General features: G+C 65.2%; 19 protein-coding genes. 11 read left to right on the top strand and 8 right to left on the bottom strand.

Annotated elements, in window-relative coordinates; genetic code table 11:
* Positions 1 to 9: 9 nt before the first annotated feature.
* Positions 10 to 771, bottom strand: coding sequence for an ABC transporter permease (locus QP415_RS02995; RefSeq protein WP_285098584.1), 762 nt, complete (start codon positions 769 to 771; stop codon positions 10 to 12).
* Positions 758 to 1,681 (bottom strand): ABC transporter ATP-binding protein, encoded by a 924-nt coding sequence (locus tag QP415_RS02990; RefSeq protein ID WP_285098582.1) that lies wholly within the window; start codon positions 1,679 to 1,681, stop codon positions 758 to 760. The genes QP415_RS02995 and QP415_RS02990 overlap by 14 nt, the downstream gene beginning before the upstream one ends.
* Positions 1,682 to 1,885: 204 nt before the next feature.
* Between QP415_RS02990 and hemQ the strand changes: the two genes are divergently transcribed.
* Positions 1,886 to 4,096 carry a hydrogen peroxide-dependent heme synthase gene (hemQ, locus tag QP415_RS02985; RefSeq protein ID WP_285098580.1) on the top strand — a complete coding sequence of 737 codons (2,211 nt, stop codon included), beginning with the start codon at positions 1,886 to 1,888 and terminating at the stop codon, positions 4,094 to 4,096.
* A gap of 98 nt (positions 4,097 to 4,194) precedes the next feature.
* Here hemQ and QP415_RS02980 read toward each other — a convergent pair whose 3' ends face one another.
* Positions 4,195 to 5,202, bottom strand: a complete 1,008-nt coding sequence (locus QP415_RS02980) for an alpha/beta hydrolase (protein ID WP_285098579.1) — start codon at positions 5,200 to 5,202, stop codon at positions 4,195 to 4,197.
* A gap of 319 nt (positions 5,203 to 5,521) precedes the next feature.
* Here QP415_RS02980 and QP415_RS02975 point away from each other — a divergent pair, with 319 nt between their 5' ends.
* Together QP415_RS02975 and arfB are read left to right on the top strand one after the other, a co-directional pair.
* Entirely contained in the window at positions 5,522 to 6,121 is a 600-nt protein-coding gene (locus QP415_RS02975; RefSeq protein ID WP_285098578.1) for a uracil-DNA glycosylase family protein, read from the top strand.
* A gap of 32 nt (positions 6,122 to 6,153) precedes the next feature.
* Positions 6,154 to 6,594 carry an alternative ribosome rescue aminoacyl-tRNA hydrolase ArfB gene (gene arfB / locus QP415_RS02970; protein ID WP_285098576.1) on the top strand — a complete coding sequence of 147 codons (441 nt, stop codon included), beginning with the start codon at positions 6,154 to 6,156 and terminating at the stop codon, positions 6,592 to 6,594.
* Positions 6,595 to 6,627: 33 nt separating this feature from the next.
* Here the strand turns inward: arfB and QP415_RS02965 are convergent, their stop codons facing one another.
* Positions 6,628 to 7,449, bottom strand: a complete 822-nt coding sequence (locus QP415_RS02965; RefSeq protein WP_285098574.1) for a class I SAM-dependent methyltransferase — start codon at positions 7,447 to 7,449, stop codon at positions 6,628 to 6,630.
* A gap of 82 nt (positions 7,450 to 7,531) precedes the next feature.
* Here QP415_RS02965 and QP415_RS02960 point away from each other — a divergent pair, with 82 nt between their 5' ends.
* The 5 genes from QP415_RS02960 (at position 7,532) to QP415_RS02940 (ending at position 11,629) form a co-directional block, all read left to right on the top strand.
* Positions 7,532 to 7,801 (top strand): type II toxin-antitoxin system RelB/DinJ family antitoxin, encoded by a 270-nt coding sequence (locus QP415_RS02960; protein ID WP_285098573.1) that lies wholly within the window; start codon positions 7,532 to 7,534, stop codon positions 7,799 to 7,801.
* 66 nt (positions 7,802 to 7,867) lie between these two features.
* Positions 7,868 to 8,917: a threonine aldolase family protein gene (locus QP415_RS02955; RefSeq protein WP_070834659.1), complete on the top strand. Its 1,050-nt coding sequence runs from the start codon at positions 7,868 to 7,870 to the stop codon at positions 8,915 to 8,917.
* Positions 8,918 to 9,023: 106 nt separating this feature from the next.
* On the top strand, positions 9,024 to 9,281 hold the full coding sequence (locus tag QP415_RS02950; RefSeq protein WP_285098569.1) for a type II toxin-antitoxin system RelB/DinJ family antitoxin: 258 nt from the start codon (positions 9,024 to 9,026) through the stop codon (positions 9,279 to 9,281).
* 71 nt (positions 9,282 to 9,352) lie between these two features.
* Positions 9,353 to 10,075, top strand: a complete 723-nt coding sequence (locus tag QP415_RS02945) for a nitroreductase (RefSeq protein WP_285098568.1) — start codon at positions 9,353 to 9,355, stop codon at positions 10,073 to 10,075.
* 231 nt (positions 10,076 to 10,306) lie between these two features.
* A complete protein-coding gene (locus tag QP415_RS02940; protein ID WP_285098567.1) occupies positions 10,307 to 11,629 on the top strand; it encodes a YkvI family membrane protein in 1,323 nt (440 codons plus the stop codon).
* A gap of 135 nt (positions 11,630 to 11,764) precedes the next feature.
* Here QP415_RS02940 and QP415_RS02935 read toward each other — a convergent pair whose 3' ends face one another.
* The gene (locus QP415_RS02935) at positions 11,765 to 12,028 is read right to left on the bottom strand and encodes a type II toxin-antitoxin system prevent-host-death family antitoxin (RefSeq protein ID WP_285098566.1); all 264 of its coding nucleotides are present in this window, start codon (positions 12,026 to 12,028) and stop codon (positions 11,765 to 11,767) included.
* A gap of 152 nt (positions 12,029 to 12,180) precedes the next feature.
* Between QP415_RS02935 and QP415_RS02930 the strand changes: the two genes are divergently transcribed.
* Positions 12,181 to 13,503 (top strand): YkvI family membrane protein, encoded by a 1,323-nt coding sequence (locus tag QP415_RS02930; RefSeq protein WP_285098564.1) that lies wholly within the window; start codon positions 12,181 to 12,183, stop codon positions 13,501 to 13,503.
* 1 nt (position 13,504) lies between these two features.
* Here the strand turns inward: QP415_RS02930 and QP415_RS02925 are convergent, their stop codons facing one another.
* The gene (locus QP415_RS02925) at positions 13,505 to 14,110 is read right to left on the bottom strand and encodes a methylated-DNA--[protein]-cysteine S-methyltransferase (RefSeq protein ID WP_285098562.1); all 606 of its coding nucleotides are present in this window, start codon (positions 14,108 to 14,110) and stop codon (positions 13,505 to 13,507) included.
* Positions 14,079 to 14,672: a protoglobin domain-containing protein gene (locus tag QP415_RS02920; RefSeq protein WP_285098561.1), complete on the bottom strand. Its 594-nt coding sequence runs from the start codon at positions 14,670 to 14,672 to the stop codon at positions 14,079 to 14,081. Before QP415_RS02920 ends, QP415_RS02925 begins: the two co-directional genes overlap by 32 nt.
* A gap of 218 nt (positions 14,673 to 14,890) precedes the next feature.
* On the opposite strand from QP415_RS02920, the gene QP415_RS02915 reads away from it, so the two are divergent.
* Positions 14,891 to 16,762, top strand: a complete 1,872-nt coding sequence (locus tag QP415_RS02915; RefSeq protein ID WP_285098597.1) for a cation:proton antiporter — start codon at positions 14,891 to 14,893, stop codon at positions 16,760 to 16,762.
* Between the two features lie 13 nt (positions 16,763 to 16,775).
* Here QP415_RS02915 and QP415_RS02910 read toward each other — a convergent pair whose 3' ends face one another.
* Entirely contained in the window at positions 16,776 to 17,348 is a 573-nt protein-coding gene (locus QP415_RS02910) for an N-acetyltransferase (RefSeq protein ID WP_285098559.1), read from the bottom strand.
* Positions 17,349 to 17,565: 217 nt separating this feature from the next.
* Here QP415_RS02910 and QP415_RS02905 point away from each other — a divergent pair, with 217 nt between their 5' ends.
* Complete coding sequence (locus tag QP415_RS02905) at positions 17,566 to 20,988, top strand: ATP-binding cassette domain-containing protein (RefSeq protein WP_285098557.1); 3,423 nt, start codon at positions 17,566 to 17,568, stop codon at positions 20,986 to 20,988.
* The last annotated feature ends 58 nt before the right edge of the window (positions 20,989 to 21,046 follow it).

Below are 21,046 nucleotides of genomic sequence, written 5' to 3'. Positions count from 1 at the left end.
CGGTGGTCATTACTCCCTGTGATAACGGAACTGTACCAGTGCCAGCCCCGCGATCACGGCGAAGAAACCCCACAGGACACCGATCCGTGTCCCGACGTCCGACAGGCTTGCTCCGTCCAGGCTCACCTCGTGAATCGCCGTGATCGCCCAGTATGCGGGGGACAGGCGCGCGGCGTGCTGCGCCCAATCCGGGAACGAAGAGACCGTGGAGAAAGAACCACCGATGCCGGCCGCCAGCATGCCGATGATGTTCGACAGGGACAGGGCCGCGTCGCGGCTGCGAGACCACAGCGCGAGCGCGACGCCGAGCGCCGACAGGACTGCGGAAAAACTGAGAAGAACCGCAGCGAGTGCGACGAGGGATCCGGTCGGCCGGTACCCGAAGATGAGGGCGCCGAGCGCGAGGACAACCGCGATCTGGACGGTCTGCATGAGGAAGGCAACCAGGGCCTTGCCTGTCAGGATGGATGCGCGCGAGGTGGGGGAGGCCTCGAGGCGCTCCCACGTGCCCCACGAGCGCTCGTTGAAAAACGATCCGATGATGTTTTGCACCGCCAGGAACGAAAAGAGGATCGCGATCGACGGAACCGCCTGCTCGGCACCCGTGACGCCGGTGTAACCGTCGGCCAGGAGCATCGACTTGAACGCCGGCATCATGAAGGGGATCAAGACGAGGGGGATGACCGTCAGGATGAGCGTGGGCGCCGGGTCGGTGAGCTGCAGGCGGATGTTCAGGCGGGTCATGGCCCCGATTTGCTTAAGCTGCGACATGGTCACTCTCCTTGATGATCTGCAGATACGCGTTGTGCAGGCTGGCCTGCGTGATGCGCACGTCGGTCAGGCGCGCGCCTTGAAGGGTGGGCGATGCTAGGGCTTCGCCGATCCGCGAACCCGGGTCGGCCTCGTCCCCGACGTGCCGGAGGGCCGTCCCGTCGGCGTCCCACCCGTCGACTGCGGGAACGGGACGGTCGAACTCGAGGGTGACCTCGGCGCGCCCGTGGCCAGCGATGATGTCCTCGAGCGTGCCGCTTGCGACGATGCGCCCCTCGTTCAGGATCGCGATGTCGGAGCCGAGCTCCTCGAACTCGGCGAGGTAGTGCGAGGTGTAGACGACGGCCGCGCCCTCGTCGGCGAGGCGGCGGACCGCGCGCAGGATCTGGCTGCGCGCCTCCACGTCCGCTCCGACGGTCGGCTCGTCCATAAAGACCAGGCGCGGGCGGTGCATGATCGCCATGCCTGCGTGGAGCCTGCGCTGCTGCCCGCCCGACAGGTGTGAGGCTCGCTGACCGCTTTTCTCGCTCAGTCCGAGGAGGTCCATGACCTCGCCGGCGCGCGAGGCCGCCTCGCGTCGGCCGAGTCCGTGCAGCTCGCCGAAAGCCGCGAGATTCTGGGCGACGCTCAGGTCGGGGTAGATGCCGAGGTCTTGGGGCGCGTACCCGATTGACTGTGCGGCCTCGGCGGATGAGGGGCGGTGGCCGCAGATGCTGATGCTTCCGGAGTCGGCTCGGCGCAGGCCGCACAGGATCGTGATGAGCGTGGACTTGCCGGCCCCGTTTCGTCCGAGCAGGCCGAGGATCTGTCCGGGTTCGACGCGCAGGTCGACCCCGCGCAGGACCTCGTGGGTGCCGTAGCTCTTACGTATGTCTTGAGCCTCCAAGGCCGGAGCGTGTGGGTGTGACACGGTTTCTCTCCCATCGGTTAACGCTGTTAACTTTGTGTCGCGACACAGGTTAACAGTGTTAACTTATGGGTGCAAGTGGGCGCCGAAAACAGGGCGAAAACCATCGAATGACCGCGTTTTTCTGACAATCTGTCGCTGCGTGGGGGAGGGAAGCAGCCCTACACTGACAACGCTCGGCCTGAAGGAGGACTGAAAGTGCCAGGTATGGATACCTACGACGCGATCATGCTGCTGTCCTACGGTGGCCCGAACGGCGAGGAGGATGTCCTGCCGTTCATGCGTAACGCGACGCGCGGTCGCGGAATCCCCGACGAGCGCCTGCTTCAGGTTGCCGCCCACTACAAGCGCTTCGGCGGGGTCTCTCCCATTAACGCCTGTAACCAGCGCCTGATCGCGGACTTGTCTGCCGAGCTCGCCCGCCGCGGGCACAACATCCCCGTCGGGTGGGGAAACCGCAACTGGCACCCTTTCGTGACCGAAGGCCTCGACGAACTCGCCCAGGCGGGCGCCCGACGCATCCTCGTCCTGCCCACCTCGGCCTACGCCTCGTACTCGGGGTGTCGCCAGTACCGCGAAGACCTTGCCGAGGCCGCGGCAGCTCTGCGCGACAAGTGGGGCGATATCGTCCTGGGGGCCGAGGATAGCGCCGACAATCCTGACGCCGACATCATCTTGGACAAGGTGCGTCCCTACTACTCGACCCCCGGCATGGCGAGCGCGCAGATCGCATCCGTCCGGCGCGCGTGGGAGGCCCTCGCGGCACGCGGTGTCGACGCGGACGGGATCCGCCTGATCTTCGTCACCCACTCCATCCCCGTGAGCATGGAGGCGGGATCCTCGCCCTTCCCGTTCCGCTCGACATTCGACGAGGCCGTGGCGGCCTCGGGCGGTCGCGCCGAGCAACAGGGGAGCGAGGCCTCGTCGCCGGCGGGGACGCCTGCAACCGAAATCAGCTACGTTGCCCAGCATCACGCCCTTATCCAAGCGATCATGCCGGAGCTGCGCCGCGTCCTCGGCCGCGAGGATTTGGGCTACGACCTCGTGTATTGCTCGCGGTCTGGGCCCCCGCAGGCCCGCTGGCTCGAACCCGATATCAACGATTTCCTCGAGGAGATCGCCGCCGACACAACGCCGCTGACCGGCGCCGTTGTCGTCCCGATCGGGTTCATCTGCGACCACATGGAGGTCGTCTACGACCTCGACACCGAGGCGAAGGAGACGGCCGCGCGCCTGGGGATCCCCTACGAGCGCGCCGACACCGTCTCGACCGACCCGGGCTTCGTGTCCTCCCTGGTGGACGTGCTCGAAGAGCGCGCAGCCCAGGCGCGAGGCGAGCTGCCCGTACCAGTCACCGTGACGGGCACCGGCCCCTTCCATACTGTCTGCCCGAGCGACTGCTGCCTCTCCCCGGCGCGCCCCGGCCATGCCTCGCCCTCCGGCGCTGGTGGGCATCCCGGCGTCGCACCCACCCCTCATTCTTCCGGCGCGCACGCCCGAGCCGCCGGTCAACCAGCCACAACCAAGGAGGACTCCATGTCTACCCCGCATCCCCACGCCGTCGTGCCGCCCGAGCAGAACCCGGAAAATCCGGGACATCCCGCAGGAGTGCCGGACCGCGTCGGTGAGCACGCCGCGCGCCACCAGGCCCGTCACGCGGGCACCGAGGCGACGCCCCACTCGCACGCCGCTCACGCCCGCGTCACCGACCCGCGCGACGCGACGGACATCGACTTCGACGAGGTCAACAACAAGCAGCACTACGCCCTTTACTCCGTGTTCGCGCTGGGTGAGTCACTGCCCGCCGACGATGCCGAGCGCGGCCGTATCGTCGCTGAATCCCTGGACTACGTGAAGGGCGCAGGCGCGGAAATCCGCGGCTTCTACGACGTCTCGGGCTTCCGCGCTGAGGCTGACCTGATGGTGTGGTGGCTCGACGACGACCCGCAGGTCTTGCAGGACGCCTACCACCGCCTGCGCGCGTCGGCGCTGGGCAAGTTCCTGGACCCGGTGTGGTCCTGCATGGGCCTGCACACCCCCGCCGAGTTCAACAAGCGCCACATTCCCGCCTGCTTCGGCGGCGTCGCCCCCCGCGACTGGGCGATGGTCTACCCCTTCGTGCGCTCCTACGACTGGTACCTCAAGGCCCCCGAAGAGCGCGCCCGCATCATGGCCGAACACGGCCGCAACGGCTTCGCGCAGTACCCGGACGTCAAGGGCTCGACCCTGTCCGCCTTCGGCTTCTCCGACTACGAGTGGGTGCTCGCGTTCGAGGCCGACACCCTTGACCGCCTCGAGGGCGTCATGCACGCCCAGCGCTACACCGAGGCGCGCCTCTACGTGCGCGAGGACACTCCGTTCTTCACGGGTCCGCGCGTGAGCCTCGGCGAGTGGGCCGAGCGTCAGCCCCGCGCATAAGACCCTCTGCTCTGTAAGCCAGCCCCGGCCTCGTCCCTGAGAAAAGGAACGAGGCCGGGGCTGCGTGTGTTGCGCTCACGCTGCGTGGGCTGCGCGCCCTACTTGGCTGGGAAAAGCAGCGGTAGGTTGTGCTCGACCTGGTTGGCGATCGAGGTCATTGAGTGGGTTTCGCCGTCGTCGATCCACAGCTGCAGGCTGTCCTCGGTCATGAGGTCGGGATAGTCCTCGTGGAGCTCATCAATCTGCGGGGTCATGTCCCACAGGGCCGGGTCCTCCGAGCCGACCGAGGCAAGAATGAGGAAGTCGCGTGGCCCGTAGTGGGCACGCTCGACGCCGGCGGTCACCAGCTCGGCGATGCGCGGGGAATCCGCTTCCTCCTCGCGTCCGATCCACGACTCGCCGGCCATCGGCATGTACCCGTAGAAGTACTGCGGACGCAAGGCAAAAACATCCCACGTGGTCGTCGCGCCCATCGAGAAACCGCCGAATGCGCGGTGCTTGCGCGAGGCTCGCAGCGACTGGTCGGAGGTGTCGCCGCGGGCGAACGTGGTGTAGCGGGACTCGACGGTGTCGATCAGAGTATCGATCTCGCTCGTCGCGAAGAAGCGATTGAGGGTGTAGTCCTCCTCGTAGTCATCCGTCGCGAACGAGCGATCCGGATAGTAGGTCGCGAAAACGACCAGCGTCGGTGCAGCCTTGCCGTCGCTCTCCAGCTCGTCGACGACGGGTGAAACGCCATCAGCCAGACCGGCGGCGTTCCCCCACCAGCCGTGCGTCAGATAGAGGATGTTCGCGGGTGTGTCCGAGGCGTAGGACGCGGGAACGTACACGTAGGCCTGCTTGGTGTAAGTCGTCCCCTCGTAGCTCTGCTCGTAGGTGATCGTGTCGATCGTGCCGTGCAGAGACTTGGCTGTGTCCATGAGTGAGGCGACGCCCTCGGGCAGGGGGTCCTCGTCCTCTTCATAGGCAATGGCCGTGGGGTCTTTCTGTCGGTTGCCTGAGCGGTTGAGCGCGAACGAGGTGACCCCCAGGAGGGCGAGCAGGCACAGTGCGGTGATGGCGGTGATGCGGAACCTATTGGTTTTCCGTACGAGTCGTGTTGTCACTGGCTGCGCCTCAGCCCGTTCGTCGTCATGCCTTCAGCTGTCCTCATGCGCTCCACTCTATGCCCGCCCGATGCGTCGCTACCAATCGGTGTGGTCCTTCCCGCGCGACGCCTTCTATCCCATTTCGCATGCAATTCCCCCGCGAGTCTTTCAGGATTTGAATTGTGATCGTTGAAATTCCGGGGTTTGTGCGGGGTTTGTAAAAGGGGTGTTCGGGGAATTGCATGCGACATTTGTGGGGAACTATGGCGTGTGTGCAGCGTGTGACCTCCGACGTGTTGGTAGCGGTTTGTCTGCGGACGTGGCATACGCTGGGGGTATGACACCGGAGATCACGGATCCGCGCTTCCAGAAAATCGCTGACGATATCAAAAACGATCCCGAGAACGCCTCGTTCACGAAGCGTGGAATCGACCCGCTGTTCTACGCGGGCCCCGATTGTCGCATCATGATCGTCGGCCAGGCACCCGGGCGCGTTGCCGAAGAAACGGGCATCGTGTGGAACGACCGCAGCGGCGACCGGCTGCGCGACTGGATGGGCATCGACCGCGACGCGTTCTATCACTCGGGCAAGCTCGCGATCATCCCCATGGACTTCTACTTCCCGGGCACGGGCAAGAGCGGCGACCTGGCACCGCGCAAGGACTTCGCCGACAAGTGGCACCCGCGCCTGCTCGAGCTGATGCCGCACTTGGATATGACGATCCTCGTCGGCGCATACGCGACCAGGCGCTACCTGGACCTGAAGTCCTCGGCCTCCCTCACGGACGTCGTGCGCGACTACAAGCACTACCTGCCCACGTACTTCCCACTGGTCCACCCCTCGCCGCGCAATCAGATGTGGATGAAGAAGAACCCCTGGTTCGACACTGACGTGCTGCCCGACCTGAAGAAGCGGGTCGCTGAGCTCATGAAGTAACGAGGCCCGGGCGGGTAGTGCACACTAGTCCCATGGACGATCTGCGCATTCCCGCCGGGCCCGGCTGCCCGCGCGGCCTCGTTGTGCCCGCGGGGGAGCTGATCGAGCGTTTCTCTCACGCGTCGGGTCCCGGCGGCCAGGGCGTCAATACGGCAGATTCGCGTGTCCAACTCAGCCTGGATCTGGCGACGACGGTCGCTCTGAACGAGAAGCAGCGCGAGCGTGCCCTCCGCGAGCTCGATGAACGCCTGAGCGGAACCGTCCTCACGATTACCGCCGCCGAGCACCGCTCCCAGCGCCGCAACCGCACGGCCGCCCGCGAGCGCCTCGCGCACGTCCTGCGTGCAGCGCTCACCCCGCCCACGCCTCGTCGGGCGACGAAGCCGACGCGCGCGTCGAAGCTGCGCCGCCTTGCCGACAAGAAGAGGCGCGGCGAAGTCAAGGCGCGCAGGCGTCGCCCGGACGCGGACTAAGAAGGTGGCTGAGAGGAACGAGGCCGGGGCCCGTTACGCCCACGCGCTCCCATCGGTGCGCCAGCCGATAAATACCCAGGTGACGGGCAACTTGTAGTCGAGGATCCACTGGTCCTCGCTCTCGCCCGAGGCGTTGGTGGCGGCTTCGCGCGCGAAGTGTTGGGCGGCGTAGGCGTCGAAGAGTCTCTCTTCGCGCGGGGTGAACGGCTCGGGGCCAGCCAGGCGGCGAAGGTCCGCTCGGGCCTCGGCGAAGGAGGAGAAACGCATGGGACGGAAGGTCTGCGTGGTCGCGAAAATCGGGACGCGTCCCAGGGCAGCGAGCGCTCGCGTCACGTCGCGGACGATGCGCGGGTGCCTCGTCGAGCGCCCCAGGTAGGTGAGCAGGCGCGGGTCGCGAGAGGGGAGGGAGCTGCCCGGCACGACGACCGCCGCGCGTGAGCGTGCCGCCGCGTCGAGCTTGCGCACGGCGGAGAAGGTGTCCCCGCTCATGAGAGAACGCGAGGCGAAAGCAGCGTCCACGCTGTCTTCACCCAAGCCCGCTTCCTCCCAGTCGTCCTCCCATGCGAGCAGGTGGGAGGTGATCGGCAGTTTGTCGGCGGTCGCGCGCTCGTCGAGGATCGTGAGCATCGCCTCGGCGAAGTCGCAGCCGTGGACGCGGTGCCCGGCGCGGGCGAGGGGGACGGCGAGCGTTCCCGTCGCGCACCCCATGTCGAGGATCTCCTCGCCCGCCGCGAGCGCGAGTAGATCCAGGAGCCAGCGCTCGTAGTCGCTGGTCGCGTTGCGTGTGAACGTCGCGGCCCGCTTGTTCCAATAGGCCTGCGAGTCGCGGTTGATTGTACTGTCGTGTGTCGACATGAGATGGCCCTTCACTGCGCCTTGATTGCATGCTTTTTTAGATATTATGCATGTATAATGACATGCATAAGGAGGTTTTCGCATGGCAACGGTGAATTTTAGTGTGCGCATGGATGCGGATCTTAAGCGTGAGGTCGAAGCGATCTACGCGGAGCTCGGTATGAATCTGACGTCCGCTGTGAATGCTTTCCTGCGGCAGAGCGTGCGCGTGGGTGGAATGCCTTTCGATCTACGTCTGAACGAGCAGCAGCGCGAGACGGTCTTGGCGATGTTGGAAGCGGAGCAGCTCGCCTCTGATCCGGGCGTCGAGGCTCTGAACGCTGAAGACGCGCTGGCGGAGTTGAAGCGCTAACGCGGACGGGAACCCACGCAGATCTGTTTGGCCTCTAAGCACGGCGCTGCATGGAATAATGGCCCAATGACTTTTTCTGCCACGCTGCCGAACTTCTCTAGCGACTACCAGGAGGGTGCGCACGCCCGGGTGCTTGATGCCCTCGTCGCCACCAACATGGAACAGTCCTCTGGCTACGGCACCGACGAGCACTGCGAGCGTGCCCGCGACCTGATTCGCGAGGCCTGCCAGGCCCCCGACGCCGACGTGTACTTCCTGGTCGGCGGCACGCAGACGAATGCGACCGTCATCGACGCGATCCTCCTGCCCTGGCAGGGCGTCATCGCCCCCAACACCGGCCACATCAACATGCACGAGGCCGGCATCGTCGAGCGTGGCGGCCACAAGATCCTCGACACGCCCGCCGTCGAAGGCAAGATCAACGCCGCCGACGTCGAACGCATCTGCTCGGCGTGGGAGGGCGACGGCGCGCGTGACCACATGATCGCCCCCGCCCTCGTCTATATCTCGCAGCCCACCGAGTACGGCACCCTCTACTCCCTGCAGGAGCTTGAGGAGCTCTCCGCCGTATGTCGCGAGCGCGACCTCAAGCTCTTCGTCGACGGAGCACGCCTCGCATACGCGCTGGCCTCGCCCGCCAACGACGTGACGCTGGCCGACCTCGCGCGCCTGACCGACGTCTTCTACATTGGTGGCACCAAGTGCGGCTCTCTCTTCGGCGAGGCCGTGGTGATCCCCGAGCGCGGATCGATCCGCCAGTTCGTCACCCAGATGAAGCAGCACGGCGCGCTCCTGGCGAAGGGGCGCCTCCTGGGTGTGCAGTTCGAGGCGCTCTTCGAGGATGGCCTCTACCTGACGATCGGCGAGCCCGCCGTCAAGGCGACCGCCCGCATTCGCGAGGCCCTCAAGCGCGCCGGCTACGTCGTCACCATGGACTCGCCGACCAACCTGACCTTCGTGGCCCTCGATCAGGCCGGGCATGAGCGCCTGTCGGACAAGGTGCGCTACAGCATCTGGGAGACCCTGCCCGACGGGCGTTACCTCGCACGCATCGGAACCTCGTGGGCCACGCCCGAGGAGGACGTGGTGGCTTTCGAGCAGGCCCTGGCCCGGTAAGGCCAGTACTTCTGCATGCTCTGGGTGGAGCGCGTTCTCAAAGTCTTCATTATGATGTCAGTCTGATAGCATATCGCTATCGATATGCTGATTGTGGAGGTGTTGCGTGGCGACCGCTACGGTGACTGTTCGACTCGATGCTGAGGATAAGGCTGCGATGGAGCGTGCCTGCAAAGAGATGGGGCTCTCTATGAATACCGCGTTCACGATCTTTGCGAAGAAGGTGGCGCGGGAACAGCGGATTCCCTTCGTTTTGGAGGTTGATGGATTCTACTCGCGTTCCAACCTTGCTCATCTTGACCGCGGTATTGCGGAGCTGGAGGCTGGGCGTGGAATCTCGCGAGAGTTGAACGGGGATCGCTAGCTGGCAAAGCGACGGCCGTCCAGTGGGCGGGCCGGGTGGATCGGGGAGCGAAGCCGGGTTAGCCTGGGTGCATGACACTCGCCGCGCAGACGAACGACTTTTCCGCCCTGACCGCCTCGCGCCGCTCTACGCGCGCCTTTACAGACCGGGAGATCCCCGCCGAGGTCCTCGACGAGATCCTCGCCGACGCGACGACCGCGCCGTCATGGTCCAACACGCGCGCCTTCCGCGTCGCCCTGGCCACGGGTGAGCGCGCCCAGCGCCTGCACGAGCACTACGGCCGCCTCTTCGACGAGGAGATCGAGGCCCACGCCCGCAAGGCCGAGGATCCCACCGTTGAAATCCCCGTGGCCGACGGCGACTTCCCCGTGCGCAAGCGTTACCCGGACGAGGTGCGACCCGCCCAGATCGAGGTCGCGAAGCTCCTCTACGGCATCCACGGTATCGAGCGCTCTGACATCGAGGGGCGCAACCGTGTTGCCCGCCGCAACGTCACGGCCTTCGACGCGCCCGTCATGGGCTTCGTCTTCGTCCACGAGGACATGCTCCCGTGGAGCGCCATGGACGCCGGTCTCATGCTCCAGACCCTGTTCCTGTCCGCCAAGTCGCGCGGCGTTGACTCGTGCCCGATCGGCTTCCTTGCCATCTGGCGCGAGCCCGTCGAGGCCGAGTTCGAGATTCCCGAGGGCTACCAGTTGATTACCGGTTTCGCGCTCGGTTACGCGGATCCTGAGGCTCCGATCAACGCGATGCAGGCGCCGCGCCCGCCGATCCAGCTCCTTCAGGCCCGTTAGAGTCGTTTTGGAGGTGTGTGCCTCGTATTCCTCATCATTGAATGAGGGACCGCGGTCTTGTGTATGGGCTCAGTGAGGCCGGGGTTTCGCTCGTTTTTGGTGAGTGGTGCGATGCTGTGCAACTCTATATGAGAGTGATCGAATGCACATAAAGATGCTGATGGTTTGAAGTGAGGTCTACGGTGGAATGAGGCTTCGGCCTACCGAAATACTTATGATCGAAAGGGACGTATGTCCAAAAAATACCTCTCCGCCGCTTTTGCTTATGTCGGGGTCATCGTTGGTGCTGGCCTAGCCAGCGGCCAGGATCTGCTCCAGTACTTCCTCGCGTACGGTGCGATAGGCCTGATTGGGATTGCGGCACTGGGTGTCCTCAACGTCATTTTCGGTGCAGTCGCCCTGCAGCTGGGCTCCTACTACCGCTCTGACAACCATGACGAGGTCTTCGAGCGCATCGCGCATCCTGCGCTTCGTCGCCTTATCGACGTGCTCCTCGTCTTTTCTGCCTTCACGATGGGCTTCGTGATGCTCGCGGGTGCGGGAGCGAACCTCGAGCAGCAGTTCGGCCTGCCCTCGTGGATGGGTGGAGCCCTGTGTGCGGTGTTGGTGGTTCTGACTGCGTTCTTAAATTTTGATCGCATCATGAACGTGATTGGGGTGTTCACGCCGATCATCATGGTTGCGATTGCGGTCTTGATGATTTACTCGCTGGTAACCCCACATGCGAGCGTTGCTGAGCTCGATGCCGCTGCTCGCAACGTGACGCCCGCGCTGCCAAACCTTGTTTTTTCCACGCTTAACTACTTTGCGCTGTGTGTTGTCGGCGGTATCGCGATGGCCTTCGTGCTGGGTGGATCGATCCTGCGCATCGGTGAAGCTCGCCGCGCCGGTCATATCGGCGGCGTCCTCATCGCGCTGGTCCTCGGTGCGGATGCGGTGGCCCTCTATCTCAATGTCGATCGCATTTGGAACTTCGATGTACCGGCTTTGGAGATCGCGCGCTCGGTTCACCCGGCCTTTGCGTTTGGATACACGCTCGTTATCTTCGCGCTCATCTACAACACTGCTTTCTCCTTGTTCTATTCGACGGCACGCCGCTTCTCGGGGGGTTCGACTGCTCGTTTGCGCATTGTCCTCATCGCTGTTGTTGCGGCGGGCTACGCGGCTTCCTTCATGGGCTTCAAGAAGCTGATCGGCGTGATGTACCCGATCATTGGCTGGCTCGGTATCGCCCTCCTCGTCGTCCTCGCGGTCGGCTGGCTGCGCGAGCGTTCCGCCGTCCTACGCGAGGAGAACCTGCGACGCAAGCTCATCCGCGTCATGGTGCGCAAGCATGCTGATGACCTTGAGTTCAAGGATGAGGACCGACTCGAGGCTCGTCATCTGGCCCGCGCATCCGTTGTCGACGGTGTTGAGTTGCGTCGCGATGCGAGCTCGATCGCGGAAGAGATTGCGGATTCGCAGGAAGACGCTGCAGCTTATGCGAGGGCAGAGTTGCCGGTCGATGAGGCACTGGTGGAAGAAGCGCTCGAGAATGGGCAGCCAAACGCCTAGTCGTTGCACAAGTCGAGGCCCATCCTTCATGAATGAAGGGTGGGCCTCACATGTCTCGGATAGGGTCCTGCGCCTGCCGATCCAGCTTGCGTATCTGGCGTGCTGCCGCCGAGGTGAATTCGATGCGGTACATCGCTAGTCGTTGAGCTCAGCGCGCAGGTCGGCCAGACTGACGCGCTGCCCGTCGTCGTTGCGTACCGCCTCGCGGAAGGCTTCGAGGTCGCGCGCGTCCTCAAGCTCTTCCAGGGCCAGCAGGTCCTCGACGCCGATCACGATCGCAGTGAGGCGGCCGTTCTTCGTCACTCCGATACGCTCGCCGCCGTAGGAAGCTCGCCCGAGGACGTCGGAGAGATTTGCGCGCAGCTCGCGAGTCGAGAGCGTCGTGGCAAGTGTGTTCATAGTGTCATGTTAGTACAATATGTACACATTTACGCCTTTGTTACTCATCGTGAGCGTGAACAATTTCCCACGGACATACCCGACGCCCAGGTGAGCGTCTACCGTGGAACGAGGCCTCGGCCTCGTGAAACGTTCGCAATCGGAAGGACCCTATGTCCAAGAAGTACCTCTCCGTCGCCTTCGCCTACGTGGGAGTCGTCATCGGCGCGGGCCTGGCGAGTGGCCAGGACCTGCTCCAGTACTTCCTCTCCTTCGGCGCGAAGGGCCTGATCGGCATCGCGGCCCTGGGCGTCCTCAACGTCGTCTTCGGTGTCGTCGCGCTCCAGCTGGGCTCCTACTACCGATCCGGCCATCACGACGAAGTCTTCGAACGCATCACCCACCCGGCGCTGCGCCGCGTCATCGACGTCGTGCTCGTCTTCTCGGGCTTCGCGATGGGCTTCGTGATGCTCGCGGGCGCCGGCGCGAACCTCGAGCAGCAGTTCGGCCTGCCCGCGTGGGCGGGTAGCGCCCTGTGCGCGGTGCTCGTGATCCTCACGGCCTTCCTCGACTTCGACCGGATCATGAAGGTGATCGGCGTCTTTACGCCCATGATCATCGTCGCCATCACGATCCTCACCATCTACTCGCTGGCCACCCCGCACCCGGGCGTCGCCGAGCTGAACGCCGCCGCCACCCAGGTCACCCCGGCGCTGCCCAACCTGTGGCTCTCCACGATCAACTACTTCGCGCTGTGTGTCGTCAACGGAATTGCGATGGCCTTCGTGCTCGGCGGCTCGGTGCTACGCATCGGCGAGGCCCGCCGCGCCGGGCGCATCGGCGGCACTATCATCGCCCTCGTCATCGGCGCGGACGCCCTGTGCCTGTATCTGAACATGGATCGCATCTGGGACGTGAACGTTCCCGCCCTCGAGATCGCGCGCTCGATCCACCCGGCCTTCGCCTTCATCTACACCCTCATCATTTTCGCGCTCATCTACAACACGGTCTTTTCGCTGTTCTACTCGACGGCGCGACGCTTCTCGGGCGGGTCGACCACTCGCATGCGCATCGTCCTCGTCGGCGTCGTTGCCGTGGGCTACGCGGCTTCGCTCATGGGCTTTAAGAAACTGATCGGCGGCATGTACCCGATCATTGGTTGGCTGGGCGTCGCCCTCCTCGTCGTCCTCGCGGTCGGCTGGCTGCGCGAGCGCTCCGCCGTCCTACGCGAGGAGAACCTGCGCCGCAAGCTCATCCGCGTCCTCGTGCGCAAGCACGCCGACGACCTGGAGTACACGGACGAGCACCGCGCCCAGGCCCGTACCCTCGCGCAGGCCTCGGTCGTCGATGGCGCCGAGCTGCGCCGCGAGGCCGACACGATCGCCGAGCAGATCGCCGACACGCAGGATGATGCCGCCGCTTACGTTCGCGCGGCCCTGCCCGTCGACGAGGCCTTGGTCGAGGAGGCTCTCGAGGCCGACCGGGCGAACGACTGAGTCAGCTCACCGACGAGGCCGTGGCCGCCTCGTGCGCGAGCAGCCAGGCTTTTGCGTCGCCTCCCGCCGCGTAGCCGCCCGGGCCGCTGGCCGCCACAACGCGGTGGCAGGGGCGGATGAGGAGCAGGGGATTGCGACCGACCGCGCCGCCGACCGACTGAGCTGACGCGGGGATGCCCGCGCCCCGCAGCTGGGTGACGATCTGCCCGTACGTGCGCGTCGCGCCGTAGGGGATGGTGTCCATCGCCTCCCACACGCGCTGTTGAAAGTCGGTGCCCGTGGGCGCGAGAGGAACGGCGGCGGGGGAGGAGGCCTCGCCCGCGAAGTATCCGTCGAGCCACGATGCGGCGGCCCGAAGAGCGCGCGCATCGGCCTCGTCCCAACGGGCCCGCGCGAGGGCGCCCTCCCGTGAATCGGGTGAGGTCAGATCGACCGCCGGGTGTGCCGAGGCCTCGTCGATGCCGTAGGGGCGACCGAAGAAGCGCTGCCCGGCCACCCACATACCGACGAGCGAACCGTCCCGAGCGGCCAGCGTGATGCTGCCGATGGGGGAGACGTAGCAGGCGAGCGCCGGGTCAGAACTGCTCGGGGTGATCGCGGTAGGCATACGCCCACACTGTCACGGCGACAGTCACAGCGCGAGTCCAGGCATCACGGACGGCGCTCAGTTCGTCACCCTCGAAGCCCTCCGCGAGGAGACGGTGACCGACCTCCACAGTGGGCGCGATGAAGGCGAGCACGTAGCGCAGGGGCACGAATGGTGTCGAGTCCGCCCCATCCGCCGCGTTCTTCGCTGCGGACATGTGCCGTGCGCCGATCAGGTACTGGTAGTCCAACCACGCCTGGTCACGCTCGCGCGTGCACATGTCGATGATCCACTGGGCGAAGCGCGGCTTTGACGCCTGCGCGTACTCGGGGTTTGGCTGCCCGTCCGGGTGCGCGGAATGTGCTGCCAGATACGTCTTTTGAGCCAGAATTCCGCGCCACGTGTCGACCATTTCCATAGCGTGTGGCGCCAGGATGGGTTCTGCTCGTGAGAGCAGCTCTGCGTCACCGGGCTGGACGTGTGCGGCGGCCTCGATCTGGCGTAGATCCTCGAGTGTGAGCGGGGATGTGGGGACGGCATCGGTGCCGTAGGTGTACCCCGACGAGTGGTCGTAAGCGGTCATGAGAACCTCCTTGAAACGATGCGTCGATTGTAGCGCGTGCTCTGATCGTGTGGGTCTGTTTGACATTCGGGGATGGTGTCGAGGCCATGCGGGCGGGGCGTGGTACGCCGCGCGAGTTCGCGGCGCGCGTAGCCGCTGTAGTGAGATGGCAACGGCGCTGGTGGGGTTGCTCGCAATACAATTGACCTGTGGAACCCCTTCTTATTGCCGTGGCCGGAATGCTCATCATCGTGGCCTGCCAATTCATCGCCCCGAAGGTGGGCGTGGCATCCCCCCTGATCCTGCTGGTCGTCGGCCTGGTGATCGGGTTCCTGCCGCAGGTGGGGGCCATCGAGATTGAGCCGAACATCATCCTCGAGATGGTGCTGCCACCCCTGCTGTTCTCGGCGGCCGTGCGTATGCCGACCATGGACTTCCGGCGCGAGATGCAGGCCGTCGCGATGCTCGCGATTCCCCTCGTGTTCCTGTCCGCCTTCGCGGTCGGCTTCGTCATCAACTGGCTGGTCCCCGCGATCTCCCTGCCCTGGGGTGTCGCGCTGGGCGCGGTCCTGTCGCCGACCGACGCGGTCGCCATCTCGATCGCGAAACGCTCGGGTGTCTCCCACCGCATCATCACAGTCCTCGAAGGCGAGGGGCTCTTTAACGACGCGACCTCGCTGGTCATGCTCTCCGCAGCGATGAGCGCCGGCCTGGCCGCTGACGAACACGCCCTCCACCCGGGCCCGCTCATCGGTAAGGTCGCCATCGCCCTCGGTATCGCTGCGGGTATTGGCTGGGTCGTCGGCGAGGTCGGCGTGCGTCTGCGCGCCCTCATCAAGGATCCCTCGGCCGACACGGTTTTCTCCTTCGCGATGCCCTTCATCGCATCGGTCCCCGCCGAGCACCTGGGAGGGTCCGGCCTCGTTGCGGCCGTCGTCGCCGGACTGGTCGTCTCGAGCCGACGCGCGGCCGTTATCTCCGCGGCGAACAGGCGTTTCTCCCAGCAGAACTGGCAGACCATGACGCTCGTCTTGGAGAGCGGGATCTTCCTGACGATGGGCCTGCAGGCCTTCGGCATCGTCGAGGAGACCGCCGCGTTCTCCGGTGGCCTGGCCTTCGCCGCGTTCCTCGCCGTCATCCTCGGCGCGCTCATCATGGTCATGCGAGCCATCTTCATCGCCATCATGCTCGCCTGGCTGGACCACCGCCGTACCCACCGTCAACGCCGCTACGAAGTTGAGAACTCGCGAATCGCGCGCTTCGAGAAACGCATGAACAAGGCCTGCGAAGTCGACGCCGACATGCTCGAGGCCCGCGACCTGAGCCCCGAGCACTGGGAGAACGCGCTTAACCACTATCGTCGCCGCCTCAAGCGGCGCGCGCGCCGTAACGCGATGCGCGGATCGGACCTGGACTACTTCGCGAATGAGCCGCTGGGGCCGCGCGAGGGCAGCGTCATCGTGTGGGCGGGCATGCGAGGCGCGATCACCCTGGCCGCCGCGCAAACTATCTCGACGCATGCGCCGATGCGCGCGCTGCTGCTCACGATCGCCCTGTTCATCGCGGCGGGTGCCCTCGTCATCCAGGGCCTGACCCTCCCCGGACTCATTCGCATCGTCAAACCCCAGATGGCCACGGGCGATATCTCCGAGGAGGAACGCGCCAAGCTCCTGAAGGTGATGGGCTCCGCGCTGGTGGACACCGCCCTCGCCCAGGCGATCCATGAGGTCGACGGCCAGACCCTGCTCTCCGCGGGTGTCTCGCGCACACTCTCCCGGCTGGGACATGCGCTCACTGACGAGGCCATGGGTGAGCAAGCGCGGAGTGCGCACGCCGCGGACCGCGTCTTGACGGACATCCTCCAGGATGCCGCTGGCGACAGCGACGACGATGGCCACGGCACCGTCGACATGAGCGAGGAAGAGGTTGAGCGTTCCTTCACGCGTGACCAGATCCGTGAACTGGCGCTGGAGGCGATCCACGCCCAGCGTGACGCGCTCTTGCAGGCCCGCGATGAGGGCATCTTCTCCTCGGCGGCACTGGAAGGCGCGCTCGCGCGACTCGACAACGAGGAGATCCTCCTGGTCTCCAGCGGCGGCGTCGGCCACTGAGTGTGCGCAGACGTCAGTCCGTCGTCACCCGCGAGGCGTAGGCCGGGTTCTCGCTCACCGAGTTGAGTGCCTCCTCCAGGCGCTGCGGGGTGACGACGCCGTCGCGCGCCAGGACCCGGTAGGTCTGGCCGGCCTCGTGCGTGAGCATGTTCGTCACCGTAAAGCCGTTGCGCTCATAGAACGCCAGGCGTCGCACGCGCTGCTGGTAGTTCCCGGCCTCGCGGACGACCGGCTCGATTTCGAGCAGCTGCGGCACGTCGCCGTAGCGCTCGCGGATGTGCGTGAGGATGCGCGAGCCGTAGCCCGCGCTGCGCACGGACCCGTCCACCGCGAGGAAGCCCAGGTAGAACAGGTCCGGGAAAGCGAAGGAGAACGTCAGGGCGACCACGTTGCCCGCCCCGTCCTCGCCCGCAGGGAGGGAGGGGTCGATCCAGGCAAGGAAATCGACCTCGTCGCGCATGGCGCTCTGCGCCAGCTCGGGAAGGGGGACCTGTTCCTCGGGCGGGAAGGACCGCTCGTAGATTTCCGTAACTTTGTCGGCGATCGGACCCTCGTTGGGCACGGGAATCTGGGTGAGGTCGGTCATGGAACCAGTCTACTCGCTCGGTCTGTCGCCTCCGGGGAGCGGGCCCAATGAACGAGGCCGGGGCGGGGTTTCGACCAAGGGACTGTGGCGTGCGGAACTGTCGTCAGGGTCGGGTCAGGGGACGATCAGGGGTCAGTCAGTGAACAGCATCGGTCTTGAGCGACGGTCACTCACCTAGACTTGTCTGCGGAATCAACAGCAGATGTGAGGAAGAAGCGTGCTAGAGCTCAAGGAGATCGTCAAGGCCTATCAGACCGCCAACCTCGTGCAGGTGGCGCTCAACAAGGTCTCCGTGGCGTTTCGTGATAACGAGTTCGTGGCCGTGCTGGGCCAGTCCGGCTCCGGTAAGACGACGATGCTTAACGTCATCGGTGGCCTCGACCGTTTCCAGAGCGGCGACCTGGTCATCGATGGCATTTCGACGAAGGACTACAAAGCCCGCGACTGGGACGCCTACCGCAACAACCGCATCGGCTTCGTCTTCCAGGCCTACAACCTGATCCCGCACCAGAGTGTCCTGGCCAACGTCGAGCTGGCCCTGACCCTGTCGGGCGTCTCGCGCTCCGAGCGCCGCAAGCGCGCCCTCGATGCCCTGACGCGCGTCGGCCTGAAGGAACACGTCCACAAGAAGCCCTCGCAGATGTCGGGCGGCCAGATGCAGCGCGTCGCCATCGCGCGCGCCCTCATCAACGACCCCGAGATCCTTCTGGCCGACGAGCCCACCGGCGCCCTCGACTCCAAGACGAGCGTGCAGGTCATGGACCTGCTGCGCGACGTGGCCCGCGACCGCCTCGTCATCATGGTGACGCACAACCCCGAGCTAGCCCACCAGTACGCGACCCGCATCGTCGAGCTGGCCGACGGCTGCATCGTCGCCGACTCGGATCCTTTCGTTCCCGCCGCCGAAGACCGCCGCGAGGCTAAGCCCGCGCGCCGCACCTCGATGGGTTTCCTGACGGCCCTGTCCCTGTCGGCCAACAACCTGATGACGAAGAAGGGCCGCACCCTCATGACCTCCTTCGCGGGGTCCATCGGCATCATCGGTATCGCCGCGATCCTCGCGCTGGCCAACGGAACCAATGCCTATATCGCCAAAACCGAAGAGGAGACGCTGGGCGCGTATCCGCTGACGATCCAAAAGACCGGCATCGACATGACGGCCGCCCTGTCTGTGTCGGCCTCGGACTCGAAGGACTCCCAGCCCGCGCCCGACGGCAAGGTCGGCGTCTCCAAGCTGCGTACCTTCGCCGACACGATCCGCGACGCGAAGACGAACGACCTCGCCTCCCTCAAGACCTACCTGGACAACAACGGCGGCGACATCAACACGATGGTCAACGCGATCGAATACGACTACGACATCGTCCCGCAGATCTACCAGTCCGACACGTCCAAGGAGACCGTGCAGGTCAGCCCCGACCAGTCGATGAAGCAGATGGAGGCGGGTTTCGGCGGGGGTGCCTTCGGGTCGATGGTACAGACGAACGCCTTCTACCAGATGCCCGCCACGACCTCGCTGTACACCTCCGCGTACGACGTGGTCGCCGGCTCCTGGCCGACCGGCGCGAACCAGGTGGTCCTCGTCCTCGATGAGGACGGTAATATCCCCAACGTCTTCGAGTACACGCTTGGCCTGAAGAACCACAAGGAATTCGATGACCTGATGCGTCAGTACTATCAGGGCGCTCTCACGGGCAAGAGCCAGTCCGGCGCGCAGTCGGGCACCCAGTCGGGGGCGAGCACCGCCACCTACGACTACTCTACGATCCTGGGCACCACCTTCCGCCGCGTCAACGCCTTCGACAAGTACACGTGGGACGACACCTACAAGGTGTGGACCGACCGCTCCTCCGACGCGGACTTCATGAAGAAGCTCGTGGATGGTGGCCAGCAGCTGACGATCTCCGGCATCGTCAAGCCCAACTCCGACAAGGGCGGCGCCCTGCGTCAGGGCATCGCCTACACGCCTGCCCTGACCTACCAGATCATCGAGGAGGCGGCCGCCAGCCCGATCGTCAAGGCGCAGCGAGCCAAGCCCGACGTCGACGTGTTCACTGGCAAGACCTTCAAGGAACTGGCGGACAATCAGAAGAGCCAGTCCGGCGGCTTCGACATGTCCTCCCTGTTCACGGTGGACGAGTCCAAGCTTTCCGCTGCCTTCCAGATCGACCCCGAGAAGATGCAGATGGACCTGTCGGGCCTCGATTTTTCCGGCATGGACCTGTCGGGCCTCGATTTTTCGAACCTCGACATGTCGGGCCTGGACCTGTCCACCATCGACCTGTCGGCCCTCGCCGCGCAGTCCGGTGCCCAGTCGGGCGCCCAGTCGGGCATGACCTTTAATCTGTCCGGCCTCGACTTCGGGGAGCTGAGCAAGGACCTGCCGCAGCTAGCCAACGTGGACTTCCCGACGATTATTCGCTCGGCCCTGGCCGACGGTGCCGTCAAGGATGGCGCCGCCGACTACCTGAGCGCGCAGGCGTCCCAGATCGCCCAGGGGTTCCAGGACTACGCCCGCGAGCAGATCGAGGCGGGAGGCTCGACGGACTTCGCGACCCTGGCCTCGGCCTATTTCTCCCAGCCCCAGGTGATGGAGCAGTTGCGAGCGGCCGTCTCCTCAGACCAGGTCGTCGACTCCCAGAAACTCGCGGCGAACCTGACGAAGGCGCTCGGGGATGACCCCGCCCTGGCCCAGGTCGGCACCGACGTGTCCACCCAGGTCATGAACGCGATCTCCGCGCAGATCGCCGCCCAGCTGGGGACCACCCTCACGCAGGGGGTGAGCGCCGTCATCGGCCAGGTCATGCAGGAAGCGATGACCAACGCGATGACCTCGATGATGACGCAGCTGTCGACCACGATCGGCAACCAGATTGGTGCCACCATGGAGCAGTTCGCCACCAACATGTCGAGCGCCTTCTCCATGGATCCGCAGGCGTTCGCCGATGCTTTCCACTCCAACCTGGACGAGAAGTCCCTCGCGGCCCTCATGGCGACCATGTTCTCCACGAACGTGCCGACCCTGGAGACGAACCTGAGGAACCTGGGATGGGCGGATATCGCCTCCCCGTCGAACATCTCGATCTACCCCAAGTCCTTCGCGGACAAGGACAAGGTGAAGGCCGCCCTCGACGCCTACAACGCCGATAACAAGGCGGCGGGCGCGACCGACAAGGTCATCACTTACTCCGACGTCATGGGTGCGCTCATGAGCTCAGTGACCAAGATCGTTGACATCATCTCCTGGCTGCTCATCGCCTTCGTGTCGATCTCGCTCGTGGTCTCCTCGATCATGATCGCAATCATCACCTACATTTCGGTGCTCGAGCGCCGTAAGGAAATCGGTATCCTGCGCTCGATTGGTGCCTCGAAGGGCGACGTGTCGCGCGTCTTCAACGCTGAGACCGTCATCGAAGGCCTGTTGGCTGGCGTGATGGGCGTGGGCGTGACGTACGGGCTGTGCGCGATCGCCAACGGTATCGCTCACTCCTCCTTCAACGTGGACAACATCGCTCAGCTCTCACCCGTGACAGCGCTCGTCCTGATCGGCGTCTCCGTCGGCCTGACCGTCATCGCCGGCATTATCCCGGCCTCGCGCGCCTCGCGTCAGGACCCGGTCGAAGCGCTGCGCTCCGAGTGAGACACGCGGCCTCGTCCCACTGTGGGGCGAGGCCGTGGCGCGTTTTCGGGGCAGGCTC

Source organism: Pauljensenia sp. UMB3104 (genome assembly GCF_030217285.1).
Taxonomy (GTDB): domain Bacteria; phylum Actinomycetota; class Actinomycetes; order Actinomycetales; family Actinomycetaceae; genus Pauljensenia.
This window is presented reverse-complemented; position numbering and strand designations above follow the sequence as displayed.

What these genes read in the sequence shown, in the direction of transcription:
- QP415_RS02940 (WP_285098567.1), top strand. Translation starts at nt 10,307, where the DNA reads ATGTCCAAAAAATACCTCTCCGCCGCTTTTGCTTATGTCGGGGTCATC.
- QP415_RS02960 (WP_285098573.1), top strand. Translation starts at nt 7,532, where the DNA reads ATGGCAACGGTGAATTTTAGTGTGCGCATGGATGCGGATCTTAAGCGT.
- QP415_RS02920 (WP_285098561.1), bottom strand. Translation starts at nt 14,672, where the DNA reads ATGACCGCTTACGACCACTCGTCGGGGTACACCTACGGCACCGATGCC.
- QP415_RS02935 (WP_285098566.1), bottom strand. Translation starts at nt 12,028, where the DNA reads ATGAACACACTTGCCACGACGCTCTCGACTCGCGAGCTGCGCGCAAAT.
- QP415_RS02965 (WP_285098574.1), bottom strand. Translation starts at nt 7,449, where the DNA reads ATGTCGACACACGACAGTACAATCAACCGCGACTCGCAGGCCTATTGG.
- QP415_RS02945 (WP_285098568.1), top strand. Translation starts at nt 9,353, where the DNA reads ATGACACTCGCCGCGCAGACGAACGACTTTTCCGCCCTGACCGCCTCG.
- QP415_RS02925 (WP_285098562.1), bottom strand. Translation starts at nt 14,110, where the DNA reads ATGCCTACCGCGATCACCCCGAGCAGTTCTGACCCGGCGCTCGCCTGC.
- QP415_RS02910 (WP_285098559.1), bottom strand. Translation starts at nt 17,348, where the DNA reads ATGACCGACCTCACCCAGATTCCCGTGCCCAACGAGGGTCCGATCGCC.
- QP415_RS02955 (WP_070834659.1), top strand. Translation starts at nt 7,868, where the DNA reads ATGACTTTTTCTGCCACGCTGCCGAACTTCTCTAGCGACTACCAGGAG.
- hemQ (WP_285098580.1), top strand. Translation starts at nt 1,886, where the DNA reads ATGGATACCTACGACGCGATCATGCTGCTGTCCTACGGTGGCCCGAAC.
- QP415_RS02975 (WP_285098578.1), top strand. Translation starts at nt 5,522, where the DNA reads ATGACACCGGAGATCACGGATCCGCGCTTCCAGAAAATCGCTGACGAT.
- QP415_RS02915 (WP_285098597.1), top strand. Translation starts at nt 14,891, where the DNA reads ATGCTCATCATCGTGGCCTGCCAATTCATCGCCCCGAAGGTGGGCGTG.
- arfB (WP_285098576.1), top strand. Translation starts at nt 6,154, where the DNA reads ATGGACGATCTGCGCATTCCCGCCGGGCCCGGCTGCCCGCGCGGCCTC.
- QP415_RS02995 (WP_285098584.1), bottom strand. Translation starts at nt 771, where the DNA reads ATGTCGCAGCTTAAGCAAATCGGGGCCATGACCCGCCTGAACATCCGC.
- QP415_RS02930 (WP_285098564.1), top strand. Translation starts at nt 12,181, where the DNA reads ATGTCCAAGAAGTACCTCTCCGTCGCCTTCGCCTACGTGGGAGTCGTC.